The organism is Lysobacter sp. ESA13C, from assembly GCF_019970005.1.
In the GTDB taxonomy this organism is placed as follows: Bacteria; Pseudomonadota; Gammaproteobacteria; order Xanthomonadales; family Xanthomonadaceae; genus Lysobacter; species Lysobacter antibioticus_B.
In genome coordinates, this window is record NZ_JAHXYK010000004.1 from 346,200 (window position 1) to 368,718 (window position 22,519).

The window sequence follows — 22,519 nt, forward strand, 5'->3', positions numbered from 1 at the left end:
CTAGGATCGAGTCGGCTATCAATCGAGCTTGCTCGATTGATCCAGGTCGAACGAGCTTGCTCGATCGATCCAAGCCCAACGGGCTTGCTCGATCGACCCAGGTCGAAGCCGCTCCGAGGCTGAGCTCGATGTAGGCTCCGAATCCCTAATCCCTAATCCCGACCTCAGACCACGTCGGCCAACAGCCGCTTGGCCGCGGCGCGCACTTCTTTATTGAGTTCGATGCCGCCGAGCATGCGCGCGAGTTCTTCCTCGCGCTGCTTGGCGCCGAGCACCTGCACCGCGCTCTGGGTCACGCCTTCGCTGGCGGCCTTGCTGACGCGGTAGTGGGCGTGGCCCTGGGCCGCGACCTGGGCCAGGTGGGTCACGCACAGCACCTGGCGGCTGGCGCCGAGCGCGCGCAGCTTCTGGCCGACGATCTCGGCCACGGCGCCGCCGATGCCGGAATCGACTTCGTCGAAGACCATGGTCGCGACCGCGTCGAGGCCGAAGGCCGCGACTTCGATCGCCAGCGAGATGCGCGAGAGTTCGCCGCCGGAGGCGACCTTGCGCAGCGGCCGGGCCGGCTGGCCGGGGTTGGCCGCGACCAGGAACTCGACGCGCTCGCCGCCTTGCGGGTCGGGGCGGTCCTCGTCGAGCGGCTCCAGGGCGACGTCGAAACGCCCGCCGCCCATGCCGAGTTCGCCGATCAGCACGCTGGTGGTGTCGGACAGGCTCTTGGCGGCCTTGCGGCGCGCCTCGCCCAGGGTGTCGGCGGCGCGGCGCCACTGTGCGCGCGCGCTCTGGATTTCGCCGTCGAGCACCTGCAGGCGGTCGCCGGCGCTGCGCAATTGGTCGAGTTCGCCGGCCATGCCGTCGCGGGTGGCCGGCAGTTGTTCGGGCGCGACCCGGTGCTTGCGCGCCAGCTCGTGCAGGCGGCCGATCTTGTTTTCGATCTGCTCGAAGGCCGAAGGATCGAGGTCGAGATCGTCGCGGACCCGGTCGAGCAGGGTCAGCGCTTCGTCGATCTGGATCGCGGCGTTGTCGAGCATGGCGTCGACATCGTTCAAGCGCGGCTCGTGCTCGGCGACGCGCTGCAGCTCGCCGCGCACCTGTTGCACCAGGCGGGTCAGCGACGGGCCTTCGTCGCCGCCGAGGCGGGCGAAGGCCGATTCGCAGGCGGCGATGAGGCCGGCGGCATGGGCATGGCGGCGATGGTCGCTGAGCAGCTTGGCCAAGGCCTCGGCTTCGAGCACTTCGCGTTCTAGCTCGGCGTGCTGATGTTCCAGCCAGGCGATGCGGTCGGAGACGTCGCCCTGCGCCGACAGCGTGTCGCGTTCGCGCAGCAGCGCGCTCCACTGTTGCGCCGCGGCTTCGACCACGGCCAACGGCGCGTCGTGGCGGCCGTAAGCGTCGAGCAGGCCGAGCTGGCTGGCGCGCGACATTAGCGCCTGGTGTTCGTGTTGGCCGTGGATCTCGACCAGGCGCCCGGCGAGCTCGCCGAGTTGGCTCAGGGTGACCGGGCGGCCGTTGATCCAGGCGCGCGAACCGCCGTCGGCGCGGATCACCCGGCGGATCTGGCAGATCGCAGCCTCGCCGTCGCCGGTTTCGTCGAGTTCGTTGTCGCGCAGCCAGGCCGCGGCCAGCGGCGCATCGTCGAGGGTGAAGTCGGCGACCAGTTCGGCGCGGTCGGCGCCATGGCGGACCACGCCGCTGTCGGCGCGCAGGCCGGACAGCAGACCGAGGGCATCGACCAGCAGCGACTTACCGGCACCGGTTTCGCCGGAGATCACGGTGAGGCCGGGACCGAAGCTGAGTTCGGCGGCGCTGACGACGGCGAATTGCTTGAGCGAGAGGTGAGCGAGCATGCGGCGGCGATTGTGCCTTGGCGGCGAGAGACTGGGAATGGGCGGCAAGCGGGCCGGAGGGTAGGGCGGATGCGGATCACAGGGTGAGACGAGCAGGGCGAGGCGAGCGGACGCGTACGCCGCCGGCAGTGTGCACGAGGATTCTTACCGATGCGGACGCAGCGCGCAGGGCGGGGCGGCCGATGCGGACCGCCATCGTCGAATCGGACGATGGCGCTTGCGCCGGCCCGCGTCCGCGCCTATATCCACAGCATGAACCGCCGACCGCCCGATCCGAGCCTCGACCCGCGCGCGCGGCAACTGCTGCGCACGCTGATCGGCCGCTACATCCACAGCGGCGAACCGGTCGGATCGCAGACCCTGGCCAAGCATGCCGGCCTCGACGTCAGTGCGGCGACGATCCGCAACATCCTGGCCGACCTGGAAGACGTCGGCCTGCTCAGCGCGCCGCACGCCTCGGCCGGGCGCATCCCGACCGTGCAGGGCTACCGCCTGTTCGTCGACTCGCTGCTGCAGGTGCGGCCGTTGCCGGAAGGCGAGGTCGCGCGCCTGCGCAGCGAGCTGCCGTCGGGCTCGGGCACCCAGGCCTTGCTGGGCAGCGCTTCGGAACTGTTGTCTGCGATGACCCACTTCGTCGGTGTGGTCAGCGTGCCCAAGCGCGAGCAGTTCGCGTTCCGGCGCATCGATTTCGTGCCGCTGGACGCCCAGCGGGTGCTGGCGATCCTGGTGTTCGCCGACCAGGACGTACAGAACCGCATCATCCAGACCCGCCGCCCCTACGACGCCGGCGAACTCGAACGGGTCGGCAACTACCTCAACGCACACTTCGCCGGGCGGCCGGTGGCCGAGATCCGCGCCACCTTGCTGATGGATCTGCGCAACGCCCAGTCGGAGATGCAGACCTTGCTCGCGCAGTCGGTCGAGCTGGCCGAGCAGGTGTTGACCCCGGACAACGACGACATGGTCCTGGCCGGGCAGACCCGGCTGATGGGCGTGCAGGAGCTGGCCGACCTGGACCGCCTGCGCGAGCTGTTCGAGGCCTTCGCCCGCAAGCGCGAAATCCTGCAGTTGCTCGAACGCACCGTGCGCGCGCCGGGCGTGCGCATCTTCATCGGCGAGGAGACCGGCCTGGCGCCGTTGGAGGGCGTGTCGCTGGTGACCGCGCCGTACACCGCCGGCGGCCGCGTGCTCGGCGTGCTGGGGGTGATCGGCCCGACCCGCATGGCCTACGACCGGGTGATCCCGGTGGTGCAGGCGGCCGCGGATGCGCTGGGGGATGCGTTCGGCGTCACTGAGGGGGACTGAGGGAGGCCGTCCGGAAGCCCAGGGTAGGAGCGGCGCGAGCCGCGACCAACCGAAGTGGACTAAAGCGAGGGGCGATCCCGCCTCCGAAGCCGATCCAACCGTCCCGCCCATCCCAGTTAGCCGGAACCCAGGGTAGGAGCGGCGCGAGCCGCGACCAACCGAAGTGGACTAAAGCGAGGGGCGATTCCGCCTCCGCAGCCGGTCCAATCGTCCCGCCAATCCCACTTAGCCGGAACCCAGGGTAGGAGCGGCGTAAGCCGCGACCGCCATCTCTCCGGTGGGGCCAATCTTTTGGAGACCATCGGCTTCGGGCCGAGCCGGGGTTGATCACCTCAGTGGATCGCGGCTTGCTCCGCTCCTGCCCATAAGCCGGCGCCGCCGGGGTGCGCAATGCCTCCCGAAACCCGCCGCTCGACGCCGATGCCGGGCGATCGATGCAGATCCGGGCACTTGAACCGCACCATCGCGGCCCCATAGCTGGCCTGTCGCGGAAAAACCGCCAGGACCCAGGCATGAACCAACACGATCCTTATTCCGAACTCAACCCGGCGTCCCAGGACGAGGTCCCGGGCTCCTCCGAGGCATCCGAAGTCGAGGCGCTGCGCGCCGAGCTCAGCAAGCTGCGCGAGGACACGCTGCGCGAACGCGCCGAACTCGACAACCAGCGCAAGCGCGTGTCGCGCGACGTCGAGATGGCGCGCAAGTTCGCCAACGAGCGCCTGCTCGGCGACCTGCTGCCGGTGATCGACAGCCTCGAGGCCGGCCTGGCCGTGGCCGGCGACGACGCCAGCGCCCTGCGCCAGGGCATGGAACTGACCCTGCGCCAGCTGCTCAAGGTCGCCGGCGACAATGGCCTGGTCGCGGTCGACCCGGCCGGCCAGCCGTTCAATCCCGAGCATCACCAGGCCATGAGCATGGTGCCGGCGCCGGGCGTGGCGCCGAACCATGTGGTCCAGGTCTACCAGAAGGGTTGGCTGCTCAACGAGCGCCTGCTGCGTCCGGCGCTGGTGGTGGTCGCCCAGGACGCCTGAACGGTCCCGGGACGGTCCCGGCCGCGGCTCGCCGCGGTCGCGAAACCGAAGCGGGGGGCGGCGCGAGCCGCAAGCGGACGTTCCGGGAAGGGCCGGGACGGACGTCACGAGGGCGGGGCACGGGCGCTTGAACTGCCCGGCACCTAGCCCCAAATAACGAACATCGGCGGCACGGCGCACAGCGCGGACCGCCCCAACTATTCAAGCATTCGAGAGGGAGCACTACGTATGGGCAAGATCATCGGCATCGACCTGGGCACCACCAATTCCTGCGTCGCAGTGATGGAAGGCGGCAAGGCCAAGGTCATCGAGAATTCCGAGGGCGACCGCACCACGCCGTCGATCGTCGCGTTCACCAAGGACGGCGAAGTCCTGGTCGGCGCCTCGGCCAAGCGCCAGGCGGTCACCAATCCCAAGAACACCTTCTATGCGGTCAAGCGCCTGATCGGCCGCAAGTTCAGCGACGCCGAAGTGCAGAAGGACATCGGCCTGGTGCCCTACAACATCGTCGCGCACGACAACGGCGATGCCTGGGTCGCGACCCTCGACGACAAGAAGATGGCGCCGCAGCAGATCTCGGCCGAAGTGCTGGGCAAGATGAAGAAGACCGCCGAAGCCTACCTGGGCGAGCCGGTCACCGAAGCGGTCATCACTGTGCCGGCCTACTTCAACGACAGCCAGCGCCAGGCGACCAAGGACGCCGGCAAGATCGCCGGCCTGGAAGTCAAGCGCATCATCAACGAGCCGACCGCGGCGGCGTTGGCCTACGGCATGGACAAGAAGGGCGGCGATCGCAAGATCGCGGTCTACGACCTCGGCGGCGGCACCTTCGACGTGTCGATCATCGAGATCGCTTCGGTCGACGGCGAGATGCAGGTCGAAGTGCTGTCGACCAACGGCGACACCTTCCTCGGCGGCGAAGACTTCGACAAGCGCGTCATCGACTACTTGGTCGAAGAGTTCCAGAAGGACCAGGGCATCGACCTGCGCAAGGATCCGCTGGCGCTGCAGCGCCTGAAGGATGCGGCCGAGCGCGCCAAGATCGAGCTGTCGTCCTCGCAGCAGACCGAAGTCAACCTGCCGTACGTGACCGCCGACGCCTCGGGTCCGAAGCACCTCAACATCAAGCTGACCCGCGCCAAGCTGGAGTCGCTGGTCGAGGACCTGGTCAAGAAGACCATCGAACCCTGCCGCATCGCCCTCAACGACGCCGGCCTGCGCGCCAGCGACGTGGCCGAAGTGATCCTGGTCGGCGGTCAGACCCGCATGCCCAAGGTCAGCCAGGCGGTGGCCGAGTTCTTCGGCAAGGAACCGCGCAAGGACGTCAACCCGGACGAAGCGGTTGCTGTGGGTGCGGCCATCCAGGGCGGCGTGCTGGCCGGCGACGTCAAGGACGTGCTGCTGCTCGACGTGACCCCGCTGTCGCTCGGCATCGAGACCCTGGGCGGCGTGTTCACCAAGATCATCGAGAAGAACACCACGGTGCCGACCAAGGCCTCGCAGACCTTCTCGACCGCCGAGGACAACCAGTCCGCGGTGACCGTGCACGTGTTGCAGGGCGAGCGCGAACAGGCCCGCTTCAACAAGTCGCTGGCCCGCTTCGACCTGTCCGGCATCGAACCCTCGCCGCGCGGCATGCCGCAGGTCGAGGTGTCGTTCGACATCGACGCCAACGGCATCCTGCACGTCAGCGCCAAGGACAAGAAGACCAACAAGGAGCAGAAGGTCGAGATCAAGGCCGGCTCGGGTCTGTCCGAGGAAGAGATCGCCAAGATGGTCGCCGACGCCGAAGCCAACCGCGAGGAAGACCAGAAGTTCCACGAGCTGGTGCAGGCGCGCAACCACGCCGACGGCCTGATCCACATGGCCCGCAGCACGATCAAGGAGCACGGCGAGAAGTTGCCGGGCGACCAGATCGGCCGCGCCGAGGCGGCCATCGCCGACCTCGAAACGGCGATGAAGGGCGACGACAAGGGCCAGATCGAGGCCAAGTCGAAGGCGCTGGAAGAAGCCGCGCAATCGCTGTTCGCCGCGGCCCAGGCCGCGCAGCCGGACGCCGGCGGCGCCGCCGAAACCGGTTCGGCCAAGTCCGAGGACGTGGTCGACGCGGAATTCACCGAAGTGAAGGACGAAGACAAGAAGTAAGCCGGGAATCGGGAATGGGGAATCGGGAATGGGCTTTCGCCATCGCGGCGATTTGCGTCCAAAGGCCCGGTTCCCCGTTCTCGTATCCGCAACGCGGCAGTGGCCGATGCGTTGGTGTTTCGATCGTCGTCCCGGCGCAGGCGGGGACCCAGGGCTTCACCGGGGTATGGTGCTGAAGTCTCTGGATGTTCGGCTGCCGCTGAAGAGCGGCAGAGCCCGCCTTCGCGGGAATGACGGCCGAAAAGTTCACACCCTCGCAGCGGCCACCGCTTTTGATTTGACGATTCCCGATTCTCGACTCCCGATTCCCAGCCCATGAGCAAACGCGACTATTACGAAGTGCTGGGCGTTGCGCGCAACGCCGGCGACGACGACCTCAAGAAGGCTTATCGCCGCTGCGCGATGAAACACCATCCGGACCGTAATCCGGGCGACGCGGCCGCCGAGGCCGCGTTCAAGGAATGCAAGGAGGCTTACGAGGTCCTGGCCGACGCCAACAAGCGCCGCGCCTACGACCAACACGGCCATGCCGCGTTCGAACACGGCATGGGCGGCGGAGGCGGCGGCCCCGGCTACGCCGATATGGGCGACATTTTCGGCGACATTTTCGGCAACATCTTCGGTGGCGGCGGAGGCGGCGGTTCGCGCGCGCCGCGTCGCGGCGCTGACATCGGCTACGTGATGGAGCTGTCGCTGGAAGAGGCGGTCGGCGGGATCGAGAAACAAATCGAAATCCCGACCCTCGACGCCTGCGACACCTGCGAAGGCAGCGGTTCGGCCGACGGCAAGGTCGAGAACTGCACGACCTGCGGCGGCCGCGGCCAGGTGCGTTTCCAGCGCGGCATCTTCTCGATGCAGCAGACCTGCCCGCATTGCAACGGCCGCGGCCAGAGCATCGCCAACCCCTGCGGCGACTGTCACGGGCAAGGCCGGGTCGAACGCACCAAGACCCTGTCGGTGAAGATTCCGGCCGGCGTCGACAACGGCGACCGCATCCGTCTGACCGGCGAAGGCGAGGCCGGCCCGACCGGTTCGCCGCCGGGCGACCTGTACGTGGAAGTGCGCGTGCGCGAGCACGAGATCTTCCAGCGCGACGGCGACGACCTGCATTGCGAAGTGCCGATCCGTATCTCGCAGGCCGCGCTGGGCGACACCATCCGGGTGCCGACGCTCGGTGGCGAAGTGGAGCTGCGCATTCCGGGCGAAACCCAGAGCGGCAAGCTGTTCCGTCTGCGCGACAAGGGCGTCAAGTCGGTGCGCAGCCGCAAGCCGGGCGATCTGTACTGTCGCGCCGTGGTCGAGACGCCGGTCAATCTGACCCCCGAGCAGCGCGAGCTGCTGGAGAAGTTCGAGGCTACGTTCGTGGGTGAGGGGGCGCGAAAGCACTCGCCACGGTCCTCCACCTTTCTCGACGGGGTCAAAGGGTTCTGGGACCGCATGACGTCCTGACGGGCGCCGTCTCGAACGCATAGAAAGAGGGGCTTCGGCCCCTTTTTCGTGGGCGACGTGAAGTGGTTCGTAACACGGCGATCGTTTGCGCGTATTCGTGCCGTAGCCGCTGTTGTTTCGGCATCCGCTTGGCGGTGCACTGCGTCCGGTGGTTCGCGGTCGCGGCTTGCGCCGCTCCTACCCCGAAAGCGGCGAATGCAAAGGGTAGGAGCGGCGTCCCACGGGGATTTCCTTCGGTCACAAGCCGCGACCGCGGGGTTTCCGTCGCAGCGTCGTTTGCATCTGTCCGCACATAGCCAACGCGGCACATTGCTAGCGGAGAAAGATCAGGCCGGGTCGACCGGGTGTTCCTTCGCAATCGGCCGCGCCGCGTCGCGCAACAAAACGCCGACCGATGTGGTAGAACGTTGCCGCGCTGATCGGCGCGGCGGGATGCTGCGGGCAACCGCCTCTCATAAGGAATCAGGGGTAGAAAGGATGCGAATGATTACGCTGCGGCTGTCGGCCGCGATCTGTTTCGTGCTGGGCGTCGGCGTCGCCGCGGCGCAGACCGCTCCGTCCGTCGAGCAGGCCAAGGCGCCGGCCGGGACCGCGAAGGCCGCCAGCGCCAAATCGGCCAAGGACGAGCCGCTGCGCAACGAGCGCCTGCACCTGACCTATACGGTCCAGCCGGACGGCGCCTATATCGAACAGCGCGAATCGGCGATTAAAGTGCTGCAGGAGGCCGCGCTCGAATACGTCAAGCACGAATCGGTCAGCTACAGCGCCAGCATCCAGACGCTGGACATCCTCGAGGCCTACACGCGCAAGGCCGATGGCCGCCGGATCGACGTGCCCAAGTCGAATTTCCAGGTCGAGACCAACGACGGCCGCGAGGGCGGCGGCCCGGCGTTCTCCGACATCGCCACCACCAGCCTGGTATATCCGGACCTGGCGGTCGGCGATACGGTCGTGCTCAGCTACAAGCTGACCGGCAAGAAGCCGATGTTCGAAGGCCATTTCTCCGACATCACCGGCTTCAACAGCGACAACTATCAGGGCGATATGCGCATCAAGATCGACGCGCCCGCCGGCATGTGGACCCAGAAGCGCAGCTTCGGCGCGCTCAAGCAGGTGCGCGACGAGACCGTCGGCGATCGCCAGATCGTCGAATGGTCTTTCCAGAACCTCAACCCCGTCGAAAGCAAGGACAAGAACCGCACGATCTACGATATCGAGCAGTCCACCGGCTACGCCTATTCGACCTTCCGCACTTACGGCGACATCGCCAAGGCCTACGGCGAACGCGCGCTGCCCAAGGCGGTGCCGACGCCGCGGGTGCGCAAGCTCGCCGATGAGATCGCCGCCGGCAAGAGTTCGCAGCGCGACGTCGCCCAGGCCTTGTACGAGTGGGTGTCGACCAATATCAACTACGCCGGCAACTGCATCGGCCTGGGCGCGGTGGTGCCGCGCGATCAGGAGTTCGTGATCGACAACCGCATCGGCGACTGCAAGGACCATGCGACCCTGCTGCAGGCGCTGTTGGCGGCCAAGGGCATCGAGGCGACCCAGGCGCTGATCAACGCCGGCAACGTCTACAAGCTGCCGAGCGTGCCGGTCGCGTCCAGCGTCAACCACGTCCTGAACTATCTGCCGGGCCTGGACCTGTACGTCGACGCCACGGCCAAGGGCATCCCGTTCGGCGAATTGCCGATCTCGATCGCCGGCAAGCCGGTGTTGCGCATCGACCGGCCCGAACTGGCGGCCAAGACGCCAGGCTTCAAGGCCCTGAGCAATCGCCAGCGCGTCAGCACCCAGATCAGCGTGCTCGAAGACGGTTCGATGAAGGGCAAGGTAGAGGTCGAGCTGGCCGGCGTGCCCGCGATCGCGACCCGGGCCGGGTTGAAGGACCTCAGCGACGCGGACGCCAAGGAACTGGTCAAGAAGGTGTTCGAGCGCAGCGGCCTCAGCGCCGAAGGGGTGTTCACCCAGGACGATCCCAAGCCGCTGCGCAACGCACATCGCTACAGCGCGACCTTCGATGTCAAACAGGCATTGCCGGTGCCGGGCGCGTTCCCGCTCGGCCCGGTCTTCTTCAATCCGATGCCGGTCGCGTCGCTGGTCGGCAGCGGCACCGAGGAAGCCCGCGATGAGGCCGAGAGCACTTGCACCGGTGGGCGCTCGGAGGAGATCTACCGCATCGAGTTTCCGGCGACGATGAAGGTCATTGCGGTCCCTCCGAATCTCAGCCTGGAGTCGGGCGGTTCGCGTTATGTCGCGACTTATACGCTCAAGGGCAATGTGCTCGAGGCCAGCCGAGTGATCGAGGACGCAACGGTGGGGCCGGTGTGCAGCAGCGAATACAGCCGGGCCTACGATGCGTTCACGAAGAAGGTGTTGCCGAACCTGAAGGCCCAGGTGGTTTATCAATAACCCCGGCCGCCCGCCCGGAGCGGCCGAATGCGGCCGAACCGGCGAAGGAACCGTCGCGGCGGGAATGCCGCGACGAGTTCCGCCAGGCGATTCGATCGAACGGTTTAGCTTGTCGCCGGGGGCGCGCAGCCGCTAGCCTGCGCGCATGAGCGAACACACCAAATCCCCGGTCCGTCTCCTGATCCACGGCGCCTCCGGGCGCATGGGCCAGGCCCTGTTGCGTCTGGCCGCCGAGCGCGCGGACTTGAGCGTGGTCGCGGCGTACTCGCGTTCGCAGCCGCCGCAGCGGGTCATCGACGGGGTGCCGCATTTCGCCGTCGGCGAGTTGTCGGGGGCGCCGGAGTTCGACGTCGCCATCGACTTCAGCCTGCCGCAGGGCTTCGACCCGGTGCTGGCCTTGTGCGCCGCACGCGGCAAGGCGCTGGTGTCGGGCACTACCGGGCTCACTTCGGTGCAGAACGCAGCGATCAACGACGCCGCGAACGGCATCGCCGTGGTCTGGGCGGCGAACTACAGCCTCGGCGTGGCGGTGTTGACCGAGCTGGTGCGCCGCGCCGCCGCGGCCTTGCCGGGCTGGGACTGCGACGTGGTCGAGGCCCATCACACCCGCAAGCTCGATGCGCCTTCCGGCACCGCCTTGCACCTCGGTGCGGCCGCGGCGATCGGCCGCGGCGAAGAGCCGCATTACGCCAGCCTGCGCGCCGGCGACATCGTCGGCGAGCACACGGTCCAGTTCGCCGCGGCCGGCGAGCGCCTGGAGTTGATCCACCGCGCCACCAATCGCGACATCTTCGCTCGCGGCGCGCTCGAAGCCGCACTGCGCGTCGCCCACCAGGCGCCGGGGCGCTACGGGCTGGCCGAGCTGATGTTTCCGAATCTGTGATCGCCGGCGCGAACGGCAGCGTGCGCGGGCACGCCTGAGCCGAGCCGGGCGTTCGCGCTTGGGCCAGATTGAGACCGCCGCGACCTGCGGCGCCCACTCTGGAGAGAGAGACCCATGCCTAACCACCGGATGTTCGCGGCCACCGCGGCGTTGTCGTTGTTTGCATCGCCAGCGCTGGCTCAACAAGCGTTGGCCCAACAGGCCCCCGAACCGGGCGCGACCGAGACGGTCGTGGCCACCGCGAACGGTTACAGCCGCCAGCCGCTGATCAAGATCCAGGACGCTCAGGGCTTCGTCCGCGACGGCCTGCGCTGCGGTGCGCCGCAATCGACCCCGCAACGCCGCCAACAGGTCGAAAGCCGCCTGCGGCAGTTCCGCCAATCCTCGCCGGTGCGCTTCGGCGCCAGCGTGGCCGTCGCGGCCAGCAAGACCGTGCCGGTCTGGTTCCATGTGGTCACCCGCACCGACAACACCGGCAACGTCACCGATGCGCGCATCCAGCAGCAGATGCAGGTGCTCAACGCGGCCTACGCCGGGCGCGGTTTCCAGTTCACCCTGGCCGGCGTCACCCGCACCAAGAACAACAGCTGGTACGGCAACTGCCTCAGCAACGAGATGAAGATGAAGAACGCGCTGGCGGTGAACCCGGCGCGCAATCTGAACATCTACACCTGCACCCCGGGCAGCTACCTGGGCTATGCCTACGTGCCCGACACCTATCCCGAAGCGTCCAAGCGCCACGGCGTGGTGGCCCTGCATTCCTCGCTGCCGGGCGGCGCCTCGACCAACTACAACGAAGGCGACACGGTGACCCACGAGGTCGGCCATCACCTCGGCCTGGAGCACACCTTCGAGAACGGTTGCAGCGCGCCCGGCGACTACATCGCCGACACCCCGCCGCAGGCCAGCCCGACCTCGGGCTGCCCGGTCGGCCGCGACAGCTGCGCCGGCGGCGGGCTGGACCCGATCCGCAACTTCATGGACTACAGCTACGACTCGTGCATGAACACGTTTTCGGACGACCAAAGCATCCGCATGCAGGACATGACCGCGACCTACAAGCCGTCGCTGGGAACCTGAGCCCGGGCAGCGCGGCGGCCTCGAGGCCGTCGCGCCAGCCTCGGACAGGCCTGCCGGGGCCGGCGGAGCGGGGCGCCCAGGCTTTGTTCAGGCAGTTGCATAGGGTTGGAAGCGCTGCAATCGCGATAAATCAGCGGCGAATGTGTCGTGCCGGCGCTGCCTGAACGGGCCTGGCTGCTGCGATCGGGGCAAATTTTAGCTGGCTTCCGGAGCCCATCGCCGCTAGAATTCCGGCTCGCCTGAATCCCGAACGCCGGACCGGTCCCGCACCGCGTCCGCGCTTTGCTGCAAGTCGGTTTTGCCGATGTCGCGCACGGGATCAGATCCTTCGGCAGCCAAGGCGACCCCCGTGACTCAACCCGCAATCCTCGCCCTCGAAGACGGTACCGTATTCGAGGGCGTTTCCGTAGGCGCGCCCGGCCTCAGCGTCGGCGAAGTCGTATTCAATACCGCGATCACCGGCTACCAGGAAATCCTCACCGATCCCTCGTACGCCCGCCAGTTGGTCACCTTGACCTATCCGCACGTCGGCAACACCGGCTGCACCGACCAGGACGACGAAGCGCGCCAGGTCTGGGCCTCGGGCCTGATCGTCCGCGACGTGCCGCGCCGCCCCAGCAACTGGCGCAGCCAGGTCGCGCTGCCGCAGTGGCTCAGCGAGCGCGGCGTGGTTGCCATTTCCGACATCGACACGCGCAAGCTGACCCGCTTGCTGCGCGACACCGGCGCCCAGAACGGCGCGCTGATGGCCGGAGAGATCGATGTGGCCAAGGCGCTCGAAGCCGCGCGCAAGTTCCCCGGCCTCAAGGGCATGGACCTGGCCAAGGAAGTCTGCACGCGCGAACGCTACGAGTGGACCGACGGCCAGCTCGACCTGGACCGCAACGCCTTCGTCAACGTCGAGCCGCGCTTCCATGTCGTCGCCTACGACTTCGGCGTCAAGCTCAACATCCTGCGCATGCTCGCCGAGCGCGGCTGCCGCGTCACCGTGGTGCCGGCGCAGACCCCGGCCGCCGAGGCGCTGGCGCTGAATCCGGACGGCGTGTTCCTGTCCAACGGCCCCGGCGACCCGGAGCCCTGCGACTACGCGATTGCCGCGATCAAGGAATTCGTCGCCAAGAAGATCCCGACCTTCGGCATCTGCCTGGGCCACCAGTTGCTCGGCCTGGCTTCGGGCGCGAAGACCCTGAAGATGAAGTTCGGCCACCACGGCGCCAACCATCCGGTCCAGGACCTCGATTCGGGCCGGGTGATGATCACCTCGCAGAACCACGGTTTCGCGGTCGATGAGGCCTCGTTGCCGGCCAACGTGCGCGTGACCCACCGCTCGTTGTTCGACGGCAGCAACCAGGGCATCGCCCTGACCGACGCGCCGGCCTTCAGCTTCCAGGGCCATCCGGAAGCCAGCCCGGGTCCGCACGATGTATCGCCGTTGTTCGACCGCTTCGTTTCCATGCTCGAGCAGGCCAAGGCCTGATGAGCGCAGCGCCGGCCCAGCCGCCGCGCCGACGCCGCTGGTGTCTGCGTGCGTTGGCGGTGCTGGCCGCGCTCGCCGCGTATCCCGCTTTCGTGATGATCGCGGTGTACGCGCAGTGGTTCGCCGCGGCGCTGCCGGGCGGACGCAACGGCCCGGCCGATGCGTACCGCCATAGCCTGGCCAGCGCGATCGTCGCCTACACCTTGTCGCCGCGCTGCGTCGACTGGGTCACCGCGGTGATGGAGCGGGGCGGCCAAGGCAACCCGAGCCGGGCGATGGATGCCCACAACAACCGGATCGGCGCGCGCCTCGGCGCCGCCGCCCCGACCTGGACCGCGATGCAGCGCGAAGTTCGCGCCGCGGTCGACCATGGGGCGATCGATGCACGATCGCCCGAGCAGATCACCTGGCGCGCGCCCGACGCGTGGCAGGACCGACTTTACTGAGGACGACATGCCCAAGCGTACCGACATCAAAACCGTCCTGATCATCGGCGCCGGCCCGATCGTGATCGGACAGGCCTGCGAATTCGACTACTCCGGCGCGCAGGCGTGCAAGGCGCTGCGCGACGAGGGCTACCGCGTCGTGCTGGTCAACTCGAATCCGGCCACGATCATGACCGACCCGAACATGGCCGACGCCGTGTACATCGAGCCGATCAACTGGCAGACGGTCGAGAAGATCATCGCCAAGGAAAAGCCCGACGCGCTGCTGCCGACCATGGGCGGCCAGACCGCGCTGAACTGCGCGCTCGACCTGGCCGACAACGGCGTGCTGGAGAAGTACAACGTCGAGCTGATCGGCGCCAAGCGCGACGCGATCCGCATGGCCGAAGACCGCGAGCTGTTCCGCATCGCGATGAGCGAGATCGGCCTGGAATGCCCGAAGGCCGAAGTCGCGCGCACCTTCGAGCAGGCCGTCGACATCCAGACCCGCGTCGGCTACCCGACCATCATCCGCCCCAGCTTCACCCTCGGCGGCACCGGCGGCGGCATCGCCTACAACAAGGAAGAGTTCGAGGAGATCGCCAAGCGCGGCCTGGAACTCTCGCCGGTGCACGAAATCCTGGTCGAAGAGTCGGTGCTGGGCTGGAAGGAATTCGAGATGGAAGTGGTCCGCGACACCGCGGACAACTGCATCATCGTCTGCTCGATCGAAAACTTCGACGCGATGGGCGTGCACACCGGCGACTCGATCACGGTCGCGCCGGCGCAGACCCTGACCGACAAGGAATACCAGCGCCTGCGCGACGCCTCGATCGCGGTGCTGCGCAAGATCGGCGTCGACACCGGCGGCTCCAACGTCCAGTTCGGCATCAACGCCCACGACGGCCGCGTCGTCGTCATCGAGATGAACCCGCGCGTGTCGCGCTCCTCGGCGCTGGCGTCCAAGGCCACCGGCTTCCCGATCGCCAAGATCGCCGCCAAGCTCGCCATCGGCTACACCCTCGACGAGTTGCGCAACGAGATCACCGGCGGCGCCACCCCGGCTTCGTTCGAGCCGAGCATCGACTACGTCGTCACCAAGATCCCGCGCTTCGCTTTCGAGAAGTTCCCGCAGGCCGACGCCCGCCTGACCACGCAGATGAAGTCGGTCGGCGAAGTCATGGCGATGGGCCGCACCTTCCAGGAGTCGCTGCACAAGGCGCTGCGCGGCCTGGAAACCGGCAAGGTCGGCCTCGACCCGACTGGCCTGGACCTGAGCAGCGAAGCCGACCTGACCAAGCTGCGCCGCGAACTGAAGGAGCCGGGCCCGGAGCGCATGTTCCACATCGGCGACGCCTTCCGCGCCGGCATGAGCGTCGAGGACGTGCACGCACTGTCGTTCGTCGACCCGTGGTTCCTCGACCAGATCGAAGAGCTGATCGCCAGCGAACGCGAGATCGCCGAAGGCGGCCTGGGCGCGCTCGACAAGACCCGCATGCGCGCGATCAAACGCATGGGCTTCTCGGATGCGCGCATCGCCCAGCTGACCGGCACCGACGAGACCGCGGTGCGCACTTTGCGCCGCGCCATCGGCGTGCGCCCGGTGTACAAGCGGGTCGATTCCTGCGCCGCCGAATTCGCCACCAGCACCGCTTACATGTACTCGACCTACGAGGACGAGTGCGAAGCCGCGCCGAGCAACCGCGACAAGATCATCGTGCTCGGCGGCGGCCCGAACCGCATCGGCCAGGGCATCGAGTTCGACTACTGCTGCGTGCATGCCGCGCTCGCCCTGCGCGAGGACGGCTATGAAACCATCATGGTCAACTGCAACCCGGAGACGGTCTCGACCGACTACGACACTTCCGACCGCCTGTACTTCGAGCCGCTGACCCTGGAAGACGTGCTCGAGATCGCCGACCTCGAAAAGCCCAAGGGCGTGATCGTGCAATACGGCGGCCAGACCCCGCTCAAGCTCGCGCGCGCGCTCGAAGCCAACGGCGTGCCGATCATCGGCACCAGCCCGGACAGCATCGACCTGGCCGAGGACCGCGAGCGCTTCCAGCAACTGGTGCAGGAGCTGGGTCTGGCCCAGCCGATCAACCGCACCGCGCGCAATCCCGACGAAGCGCTGCTGCTGGCCGGCCAGATCGGTTACCCGATGGTGGTGCGCCCGAGCTACGTGCTCGGCGGCCGCGCCATGGAAATCGTCTACTCCGACGCCGACCTGACCCGTTACATCCGCGACGCGGTCAAGGTTTCGAACGATTCGCCGGTGCTGCTCGACCGCTTCCTCGACAACGCCGTCGAGGTGGACGTCGACATCATCGCCGACCGCGAAGGCCACGTGCTGATCGGCGGCGTGATGGAGCACATCGAGGAAGCCGGCGTGCACTCGGGCGACTCCTCGTGCTCGCTGCCGCCGTACTCGCTGTCGGCGGGCACCCAGGAACGCCTGCGCCAGCAGGTCGTGGCCCTGGCCAAGGCGCTCAAGGTGGTCGGCCTGATGAACACCCAGTTCGCGATCCAGACCGATGCCGAAGGCAACGACACGATCTTCCTGATCGAGGTCAACCCGCGCGCTTCGCGCACGGTGCCGTTCGTGTCCAAGGCCACCGGCATGGCGTTGGCGAAGATCGCCGCGCGCTGCATGGTCGGCCAGACCCTGGCCTCGCAGGGCGCGCTCGAAGAAATCGTCCCCGATTACTACTCGGTCAAGGAAGCGATCTTCCCGTTCGCCAAGTTCCAGGGCGTCGACCCGATCCTCGGACCGGAGATGCGCTCGACCGGCGAGGTGATGGGCGTCGGCAAGAACTTCGGCGCGGCGATGGCGCGCGCGCAGGAAGCCGGCGGCATCAAGGCGCCGCCGGTGGGCAAGGCCTTCATCTCGGTGCGCGACCCGGACAAGCAGCGCGTGCTGCCGGTGGCGCAGGAACTGGTGCGTCGCGGCTATACGCTGGTCGCGACCAGCGGCACCCAGAGCTTCCTCAGCGAGAACGGCGTCGCCTGCGAATTGGTCAACAAGGTCACCGAGGGGCGTCCGCACATCGTCGACCTGATCAAGAACGGCGAGATCGTCTACATCATCAACACCACCGAAGGCCGCCAGGCGATCTCGGACTCGTTCTCGATCCGCCGCGAGGCCTTGCAGCAACGCGTGACCTACTCGACCACGGTGTCGGGCGCGCGCGCACTGGTGAACTCGCTGGATTACCGAGGCACCGGTCCGGTCTGGTCGCTGCAGGAACTGCACGCGCAGATCGGCGCCGCCACGGCCTGATCGGCCGCGGACCATCCGAATGAGCGGGCCCGGCGCTGGCCGGGCCCGCTTGCCCCTTTCCCGCTTCGAGCGGGGCAGGGGACGCCCTCTCCCGCTTGCTGCCGCTCCGGAACCCGGCGCCCCGTCACAAGGGTGTCAAGCGCGCGCGTTCCCGGCACAATGGGTCAACAATCAACTCGATCGGCCGGGACAGCCCGGTATGAGGAAGCTGGAATGAGAGCACCAATGACGGTGAAGGGTGCGCAGCGTCTGCGCGCCGAGCTGGAAGAACTGAAGTCGGTCAAGCGGCCGGCGGTCATCAACGCGATTTCGGAAGCGCGCGCCCACGGCGATCTCAAGGAGAACGCCGAGTACCACGCCGCGCGCGAACAGCAGGGTTTCATCGAAGGCCGCATCAAGCAGCTCGAAGCCGAGCTGTCGCATGCCCAGGTCATCGACATCAGCCAGCTCAACGCCGGCTCCAAGGTCGTGTTCGGCGCCACCGTCGAGCTGGCCAACGTCGACACCGACGAAGAGCGCAAGTACCAGATCGTCGGCGACCTCGAAGCCGACATCAAACTCGGCCTGATCGCGATCTCCTCGCCGGTCGCGCGCGCTCTGATCGGCAAGAACGAAGGCGACAGCGTCGTCATCGAAGCGCCGGGCGGCACCCACGAGTACGAGATCGTCGGCGTCAGTTACGAAGGCTGACCGTGACCCGCACCCGCGCTCGCCGTGCATGAACCGCCGCGTATGAACAGCGTCACCCTGCTGTTGCCCGAACGGGCGCGTTTCGGCGGTCAGCGCCTGAGCGAGGCCTTCGGGCGCCGGCTCGGGCGCGCCGATCGCAGCGTCGAGGCCGGCGGCCAGGCTGCGCGGGTGTTCGACATCCTGCCGCGCGGCTGGCCGGTCGCGGCGGTGACGCGTCAGCGCGACGTCGGCGATGCCGCGCTCGGCGCCTGGCTGCGCGCCGATCCGGCCTATGTGCGCCCGGACATCAACGGCGCACGTCTGCTGGCTTATGGCGAGGCCTTGGCGCTGAGCGAACGCGACAGCGCCGCGCTGCTGCCGGCCTTGAAGCCTTTGTTCGGCGATGCCGGCTTTCCGATCGATGCGCCGACGCCGACGCGCTGGTATCTGGCGCTGTCGCGCGAAGCGCGTCTGCCGCGTTTCGCCTCGCCCGAGCAGGCGCTCGGCGAAGACATGTTCCAGCACCTGCCCGGCGTCGAAGGCGACGGCCCCGAAGGTCGCCGCTGGCGCGCCTTGCTCAGCGAGGCGCAGGTGCTGCTGCACAACCATCCGCACAACGCCCAGCGCATCGCCGCCGGGCTGGCGCCGATCAATTCGCTGTGGTTCTGGGGCGGCGGCGCGCTGCCCGATCACGTCCGCAGCGAATACGGCGAAGTGCGCAGCGACGACGAGGCCCTGACCGCGTTCGGCGCCCAGGCCGGCATCGTCGCCGGCGAGCTGCCGCCGGCCTGGAGCGCGGGCAAGGGCGCGCGGCTGTTCGACCTGCGCGGCGCCCGCGACGTCACCCCTTTGCAACGCGACTGGTTCGAGCCGATCGGACTCGCGCTGGATGCCGGCGCACTCGACCGCGTCAGCCTGGCCTTCGCCGACGGCGAACGTTTCGAGTGCGCGCGCTCGCAGCGCTGGCGCTTCTGGCGCAAGCCGCTGCGTTCACTGCAGGATTGAATGGCACGATGAAACCCGTCGCACGCCTGCGCCGCCGCGAACCGGCCGAAGCCGGGTCGTGGCCGGATGCGATTCCGCCCTTGCTGCGCCGGGTCTACGCCGCGCGCGGCGCGACTTGCGTCGAACAGGCGCAGCCGCGGCTGACCCAGTTGCTTCCGCCCGACGGCATGCTGGGCCTGGATGCGGCGACCGCCTTGCTCGCCGATGCCATCGCCGCCGATCGCCACATCGTCGTGGTCGGCGATTTCGACTGCGACGGCGCCACTGCCTGCGCAGTCGGCGTGCGCGGCCTGCGCATGCTCGGCGCCAAACGCGTGTCACACGCGGTGCCGAATCGCATCGTGCACGGCTATGGCCTGTCGCCGGCCCTGGTCGACGAACTCGCCGCGCTGCAACCCGACTTGTTGGTCACCGTCGATCACGGCATCGCCTGCCATGCCGGCATCGCCGCCGCGCGCGGGCGCGGCTGGCAGGTGCTGGTCACCGATCATCATCTGCCCGGCGAGCATCTGCCGCTCGCCGATGCCATCGTCGACCCGAACCAACCCGGCGATGCCTTCCCCAGCAAGATGCTGGCCGGCGTCGGGGTGATGTTCTACGTGTTGCTGGCCTTGCGCCGCCGCCTGCGCGACGCCGGCGCCTTCGGCGACGGCAACGGCAACGGCAACGGCCCCGACCTGAGCGTATTGCTCGATCTGGTCGCGGTCGGCACGGTCGCCGACCTGGTGCCTCTCGACGCCAATAACCGCGCCCTGGTCGCCGCCGGCCTGCGCCGTTTGCGCGCCGGGCAGGGCTGCGCCGGGCTGCGCGCGCTGATCGAAGTCGCGCAGCGCGATTACCGGCGGCTCACCGCGTCCGATATCGGCTACGCCCTGGCGCCGCGCCTCAATGCTGCCGGCCGCCTCGAAGACATGGCGCTCGGCATCGAATGCCTGCTGACCGAGAACGCCGCGCAGGCGCGCGACATCGCTTCCACGCTCAACGAGATCAACGCCGAACGCCGCGCCGTGCAGCAGCAGATGACCGACGAGGCCGAGCTCGCCTTCGCCCGCGTCGCCATCGATGCCGCGGCGATGCCGATGGCGCTGTGCCTGTTCGACGACGATTGGCATCCCGGCGTGGTCGGGCTGGTCGCCTCGAAAATGAAGGAGCGCCTGCACCGGCCGGTGATCGCGTTCGCGCCGGCCGAGCCCGGCAGTGAGCAGTTGCGCGGTTCGGCGCGCTCGATTCCCGGCTTCCATATCCGCGACGCCCTGGCCGATGTCGCCGCGCAACACCCGGACTTGATCGAACGCTTCGGCGGCCATGCGATGGCCGCCGGCCTGTCGCTGCGCCTGGACGCGTTCGAAGCCTTCCGCGAGGCCTTCGAGGCTTGCGCCCGCCGCATCCTGACCCCGGAATTGTTGCAGGCCGACGTGCTCAGCGACGGCGAGCTCGAAACCGGCGAATTCGATCGCGTGCACGCCGAATCGCTGCGCGATGGCGGCCCCTGGGGCCAAGGTTTCCCCGAGCCGATTTTTTCCGGGAATTTCGAGGTCGTCAGCTATCGCGTGCTGAGCGAGAAGCACCTGAAGCTGGTGCTGCGAATGGAAGGCAGGGCGGAGCCCTTGAACGCCATCCATTTCAACGGCTGGGAGGGAGTGCCACCGCCGAAGTACGTCGTGGCGGCCTTCAAACTCGAGCCGGACGACTACCGGGGCGGGGACGCGATCCAGCTCAATGTCGTCTATCGTGAGTCGCTCTAAAGCGGATCAGGCCGCTCCGGCCGCTTCGCCCGGATGCCATCCTTCAAGATCGTGGATACCACCATGCAAGTACATTTGTTTCGAGGGCCCGGCAGGGTTTTCGGCTTTACCGCCGATCTGTCCGGCGCCAACCTGCCTGCGCAGTTCGCTCCTTGGTCGCATTTCATGAGCGTGGAGATGCGGCAGGGCGAGCCGATGGCCGGTGTCGAAGTCGATGAGTGCCTCGCGGATATGGAGACTTTCGGCGTACACGTGACCGATGCCCACGTCCGTATTACCGAGCAGGCAGTGCAGCACGGCGAACGCGCGTAGATTATTCACGGCCTGCAGCTCGCGGCCCGACAAGATTCACTCGGCCGGTACGTACACCGAGGTGCCGGCCAGGCTCTGCACGTGCGCCAACGAGGCCGGCACCAGCTCGCGCACGATGTCGCAGAAGTTCATGTCCATCATCCGCAGGGCACGCCGGATCAGCAGCGGCGCCGGATGGCTGGGCTCGTAGCGCTCTAGGTAGGCGCTGGCCTGTTCGAGCGCCAAGGCCACCTCGCGCCGCGAGCGGAATTCCAACATCGTCGCAGTGGCCTGGCGGACGATCCGCTCGCCGCAGGCGTCGGAGTGCAGGTGGGGCGTGGTTTGCGAGTCGAGCGGTGCGCTCGCATCCAGCACCACGTGGACGACGCGCAAGGGCGCCTCGATCGCGCTGAAGTCGGGTACCAGGCTCGGATCGAGCGCCTGTCCGAGGCGGGCCTTGATCCGCGCGAGCAGCGCCAGGATGTGCACGACCGCGAAGACTTCGGTTTGTCCGCTGGATCGCGCATTGCGCAGATCGATGGCCAGGCTGTTGCGCTCGAGGCTGCAACCGCTAGGCAGGTTTGCGACGCGTGCCTCGACCAGCGTGCGCACGGTCTCGCGCAAGGTCAGCACGCCGTGGCGGTCGCGCAGCAGGGTTGCGTTGCGGATCGACTTGCCGATGCTCATCGCGTCGGCGATCGCGGCGATCGCGTACAGACGCGGCAGCGGGTCGTAACGGCCGAGCACGTCGAGCCGCGGATGCACTTCCAGCCAATAGCGATCCATCCATTCTTCGATCAGCTCCAGGCCCTTGGCGAACCCTGGCAAGCCGTAACGTTGCAACCAGGCATGGGTCAACAAGGCGGCGATGCGCAGGTCCTTCGTGCGCGCCAACAGGTCGCAGGCTTCGCGCTCCACCTGGACCCAATCGGGCGGCGCCGCGGCGAGCACGGATGCGCCGCACAAGGGTTGGTCCCGACCGGCCGCGATGCGCAGCAGGCCGAGGTAGGCCTCCTCGCGATCGAGGTTCTCTCCGCAAGGCCGATCGGGTTCGATCGGCCCGATCAGCGAAGACGCGCAATGCAGTGTGTCGAAAGGAAGCATTCCAACCGTCCTTAGTCCTTTGACGTGACTTGCTCGTTCGATAGCGAATGGTATGGATAACAGCCGCCCTGGAGTCTAACAACCGCGGTGCCCGGCAGGTTCCGTGATGCACTTCTGCCACAGAGTGAATGTAATTCGCGGCACATTACTAAGCGGTGGGAGAACGATGGCTACGCGAGTGCCGGCCGGCATGGCGGATCGTCCGGATTCGCTCGGCGCGCTTAGCCTCGAAATTGCGTCAGCAGCGTGCCTCGGGTCCGGAAGCGAGAGCGGACGAGGGCGAAAGCATGAATTCGTTGTGAATATGTCTTGGTCCACATTTGACGCCTTGGCACGGCGCTGGAGCTGCGCCCGCCTCCTTGATGTCGATA

At 67.7% G+C, this 22,519-nt stretch carries 16 protein-coding genes; 13 read left to right on the forward strand and 3 right to left on the reverse strand.

The genetic code is table 11. From position 1 onward, the window contains the following. Positions 1-164: 164 nt before the first annotated feature. Positions 165-1,847 carry a DNA repair protein RecN gene (gene recN, locus LC490_RS10440; RefSeq protein ID WP_223620147.1) on the reverse strand — a complete coding sequence of 561 codons (1,683 nt, stop codon included), beginning with the start codon at positions 1,845-1,847 and terminating at the stop codon, positions 165-167. A 252-nt stretch (positions 1,848-2,099) separates the two neighbouring features. On the opposite strand from recN, the gene hrcA reads away from it, so the two are divergent. The 13 genes from hrcA (at position 2,100) to recJ (ending at position 20,753) form a co-directional block, all read left to right on the forward strand. Beyond that, a complete protein-coding gene (gene hrcA / locus LC490_RS10445; protein ID WP_031372720.1) occupies positions 2,100-3,152 on the forward strand; it encodes a heat-inducible transcriptional repressor HrcA in 1,053 nt (350 codons plus the stop codon). A 512-nt stretch (positions 3,153-3,664) separates the two neighbouring features. Further along, positions 3,665-4,183, forward strand: a complete 519-nt coding sequence (gene grpE, locus LC490_RS10450) for a nucleotide exchange factor GrpE (protein ID WP_223620148.1) — start codon at positions 3,665-3,667, stop codon at positions 4,181-4,183. A gap of 228 nt (positions 4,184-4,411) precedes the next feature. Beyond that, entirely contained in the window at positions 4,412-6,328 is a 1,917-nt protein-coding gene (gene dnaK, locus LC490_RS10455; RefSeq protein ID WP_031372722.1) for a molecular chaperone DnaK, read from the forward strand. 315 nt (positions 6,329-6,643) lie between these two features. After that, a complete protein-coding gene (gene dnaJ / locus LC490_RS10460; protein ID WP_031372723.1) occupies positions 6,644-7,777 on the forward strand; it encodes a molecular chaperone DnaJ in 1,134 nt (377 codons plus the stop codon). 477 nt (positions 7,778-8,254) lie between these two features. Continuing rightward, complete coding sequence (locus tag LC490_RS10465) at positions 8,255-10,189, forward strand: DUF3857 and transglutaminase domain-containing protein (protein ID WP_223620149.1); 1,935 nt, start codon at positions 8,255-8,257, stop codon at positions 10,187-10,189. Between the two features lie 145 nt (positions 10,190-10,334). Continuing rightward, entirely contained in the window at positions 10,335-11,072 is a 738-nt protein-coding gene (dapB, locus tag LC490_RS10470) for a 4-hydroxy-tetrahydrodipicolinate reductase (protein ID WP_223620150.1), read from the forward strand. Between the two features lie 114 nt (positions 11,073-11,186). Then, positions 11,187-12,152: a zinc metalloprotease gene (locus LC490_RS10475; protein WP_081931015.1), complete on the forward strand. Its 966-nt coding sequence runs from the start codon at positions 11,187-11,189 to the stop codon at positions 12,150-12,152. Positions 12,153-12,501: 349 nt separating this feature from the next. Continuing rightward, the gene (carA, locus tag LC490_RS10480; RefSeq protein ID WP_031372727.1) at positions 12,502-13,629 is read left to right on the forward strand and encodes a glutamine-hydrolyzing carbamoyl-phosphate synthase small subunit; all 1,128 of its coding nucleotides are present in this window, start codon (positions 12,502-12,504) and stop codon (positions 13,627-13,629) included. Continuing rightward, on the forward strand, positions 13,629-14,075 hold the full coding sequence (locus tag LC490_RS10485) for a hypothetical protein (protein WP_223620151.1): 447 nt from the start codon (positions 13,629-13,631) through the stop codon (positions 14,073-14,075). The genes carA and LC490_RS10485 overlap by 1 nt, the downstream gene beginning before the upstream one ends. 7 nt (positions 14,076-14,082) lie before the next feature. Beyond that, positions 14,083-17,334: a carbamoyl-phosphate synthase large subunit gene (gene carB, locus LC490_RS10490; RefSeq protein WP_223620152.1), complete on the forward strand. Its 3,252-nt coding sequence runs from the start codon at positions 14,083-14,085 to the stop codon at positions 17,332-17,334. 213 nt (positions 17,335-17,547) lie between these two features. After that, positions 17,548-18,024 (forward strand): transcription elongation factor GreA, encoded by a 477-nt coding sequence (gene greA / locus LC490_RS10495; protein WP_036149007.1) that lies wholly within the window; start codon positions 17,548-17,550, stop codon positions 18,022-18,024. Positions 18,025-18,066: 42 nt separating this feature from the next. Further along, entirely contained in the window at positions 18,067-19,008 is a 942-nt protein-coding gene (locus tag LC490_RS10500; protein WP_223620153.1) for a phosphoglycerate mutase, read from the forward strand. Between the two features lie 8 nt (positions 19,009-19,016). Further along, positions 19,017-20,753: a single-stranded-DNA-specific exonuclease RecJ gene (gene recJ, locus LC490_RS10505; RefSeq protein ID WP_223620154.1), complete on the forward strand. Its 1,737-nt coding sequence runs from the start codon at positions 19,017-19,019 to the stop codon at positions 20,751-20,753. Positions 20,754-20,759: 6 nt separating this feature from the next. Here the strand turns inward: recJ and LC490_RS10510 are convergent, their stop codons facing one another. Together LC490_RS10510 and tssA are read right to left on the reverse strand one after the other, a co-directional pair. Continuing rightward, positions 20,760-21,098, reverse strand: coding sequence for a hypothetical protein (locus LC490_RS10510; protein ID WP_223620155.1), 339 nt, complete (start codon positions 21,096-21,098; stop codon positions 20,760-20,762). Between the two features lie 3 nt (positions 21,099-21,101). Then, positions 21,102-22,148, reverse strand: a complete 1,047-nt coding sequence (gene tssA / locus LC490_RS10515) for a type VI secretion system protein TssA (protein ID WP_223620156.1) — start codon at positions 22,146-22,148, stop codon at positions 21,102-21,104. Positions 22,149-22,519 lie beyond the last annotated feature (371 nt).

Excerpts from the sequence above, each read along its gene's own strand:
- recN (WP_223620147.1), bottom strand. The coding sequence starts at position 1,847 with ATGCTCGCTCACCTCTCGCTCAAGCAATTCGCCGTCGTCAGCGCCGCC.
- hrcA (WP_031372720.1), top strand. The coding sequence starts at position 2,100 with ATGAACCGCCGACCGCCCGATCCGAGCCTCGACCCGCGCGCGCGGCAA.
- grpE (WP_223620148.1), top strand. The coding sequence starts at position 3,665 with ATGAACCAACACGATCCTTATTCCGAACTCAACCCGGCGTCCCAGGAC.
- dnaK (WP_031372722.1), top strand. The coding sequence starts at position 4,412 with ATGGGCAAGATCATCGGCATCGACCTGGGCACCACCAATTCCTGCGTC.
- dnaJ (WP_031372723.1), top strand. The coding sequence starts at position 6,644 with ATGAGCAAACGCGACTATTACGAAGTGCTGGGCGTTGCGCGCAACGCC.
- LC490_RS10465 (WP_223620149.1), top strand. The coding sequence starts at position 8,255 with ATGCGAATGATTACGCTGCGGCTGTCGGCCGCGATCTGTTTCGTGCTG.
- dapB (WP_223620150.1), top strand. The coding sequence starts at position 10,335 with ATGAGCGAACACACCAAATCCCCGGTCCGTCTCCTGATCCACGGCGCC.
- LC490_RS10475 (WP_081931015.1), top strand. The coding sequence starts at position 11,187 with ATGCCTAACCACCGGATGTTCGCGGCCACCGCGGCGTTGTCGTTGTTT.
- LC490_RS10485 (WP_223620151.1), top strand. The coding sequence starts at position 13,629 with ATGAGCGCAGCGCCGGCCCAGCCGCCGCGCCGACGCCGCTGGTGTCTG.
- carB (WP_223620152.1), top strand. The coding sequence starts at position 14,083 with ATGCCCAAGCGTACCGACATCAAAACCGTCCTGATCATCGGCGCCGGC.
- greA (WP_036149007.1), top strand. The coding sequence starts at position 17,548 with ATGAGAGCACCAATGACGGTGAAGGGTGCGCAGCGTCTGCGCGCCGAG.
- LC490_RS10500 (WP_223620153.1), top strand. The coding sequence starts at position 18,067 with ATGAACAGCGTCACCCTGCTGTTGCCCGAACGGGCGCGTTTCGGCGGT.
- recJ (WP_223620154.1), top strand. The coding sequence starts at position 19,017 with ATGAAACCCGTCGCACGCCTGCGCCGCCGCGAACCGGCCGAAGCCGGG.
- tssA (WP_223620156.1), bottom strand. The coding sequence starts at position 22,148 with ATGCTTCCTTTCGACACACTGCATTGCGCGTCTTCGCTGATCGGGCCG.